At 61.2% G+C, this 1,498-nt stretch carries 2 protein-coding genes; one reads left to right on the top strand and one right to left on the bottom strand.

The genetic code is table 11. The features are described 5' to 3' along the window. Positions 1 to 1,217 (bottom strand): extracellular solute-binding protein (locus EN925_RS35405; protein ID WP_128337344.1); only part of this gene is annotated, 1,217 nt, incomplete at its 3' end. 82 nt (positions 1,218 to 1,299) lie between these two features. Here EN925_RS35405 and EN925_RS40325 point away from each other — a divergent pair. After that, positions 1,300 to 1,498 (top strand): hypothetical protein (locus EN925_RS40325; RefSeq protein WP_206633118.1); only part of this gene is annotated, 199 nt, incomplete at its 3' end.

Genomic DNA, 1,498 nt, shown 5'->3' with positions numbered 1-1,498 from the left:
TCCGCCGACAGCGCCTTGTTGTAGCCGGTGGCATGTTCCGGATTGCCCGGCACGACGGCATAGCCAACCTTGCCAGCGATCTGCGACTGGGGAATGAAGTTGATCGCCGTGGCGGATTGCGAATAGTTCGCCGCCATCCGGCCGCTTGGAGGCCAGGAATAGATCATCGCAACCTTCCCCGTCAGGAATGCCGCCCAAAGGGAGACGGCGTCGAGCTCGTTGTTACCGGGGATCGAGGCCTTGTTGGCCGCGAGCATGTTCGTCAGCGTCTTGACGCCCGCATCCGACACCAGGCCGGCCTTCATGTCGTCGCCGAACAGTTTCCCGCCGTTGGCACGGTACTGCTGCAGAAAGTCGAACTGATTGCCCGGGCTGCCCGCCTTGCGGAAGTGGCCTGCACCATAAACCTTCGGTGCCATCTGGTCGGTGATGAATTGGGCGATCTGAGCATATTCCTCCCAGGTCTTCGGTGGTCCGAGCTTCGCGTTGAACTTGGTCTGGTAGGCCTCCATCATCTTCGGATCCTCGAAGATGTCCTTGCGGTAGTAGAGAGCGAACATGTCGCCGTCGTCGAAGAAGCCCCAGATCTTTCCCTTGTAGGTCGGCAGCGCCTTGTAGAGAGGATGATAGTCCTCGAGGTCTGCAGGGTTCATATATTTGGCGATATAGTCGTCGAGAGGTGCGATGACGCCGCCATCGGCGAGCGACGGTGTCCAGGCTGGCGAGATGTCGAGCACGTCATAGGCGCCTGAGCCGGCAATGTGCTCGGCGACCGCCTTGGAGTATTGATCGGGATTCGACAGTTCGACCACATTCGACTTCATGCCCGTAAGCTGCTCCCACATCGGCCCACTGAAATTGCGTGGATCGAGCGCCTGCAGGCCTGCCTCGTAGGTCATGTTGATCGTGACGCCCGCATGCGCCTTGGCCGCCTCGACCGCGCGGAAGGCGGAGCCCTCCGCCGGTCCTTCCTTAGATGCTTTCAGCGCAGCGGCCTGCGCCTGTCCCAGCGGCGACGTGGCGTCGGCCAGTTCGAGCTTCTGCTGCGCCAGCGCCCAATCGGTCATCATACCCAAAATGGGTGCAGACGCTGCCAACATACCGGTCATCTGGCCGAAGCGGGTTATGAAATTCCGGCGGGTCGTTTCGCCACGCATGAAGGCGTCGACCTCTGCTTCGAGACCGGCCTGAAAGTCACGTTTTTCACGATCGTTCATAGTGCTTGGTCCTCCCGTTTTCTCATTTGCTCACTCGTCCGCAGGCGCGGCGGTCGAGCATTCCTCCCGTAAGGCCCCCGCAATGGCCGCGGCGGCGCGCCAAATTCTCGCACTCCTAGCTTCCGAAGCGGCCCGCGAAAACGGCCAGCCTATCCTTCCACCGCTCGCTCGAAAGCACCTCGCGATTGACCACACCGCGCGGCTCGCGACCATGTTGAACCTCGATTACCGCTTTGACGTCTGCAGCGCCGTTGCCGGCAAAGCACTGGTCGGTCCAGCAC

The sequence above is a fragment of the Mesorhizobium sp. M7A.F.Ca.US.006.04.2.1 genome (genome assembly GCF_004022915.1).
Classification (GTDB): domain Bacteria; phylum Pseudomonadota; class Alphaproteobacteria; order Rhizobiales; family Rhizobiaceae; genus Mesorhizobium; species Mesorhizobium ciceri.
This window is presented reverse-complemented; position numbering and strand designations above follow the sequence as displayed.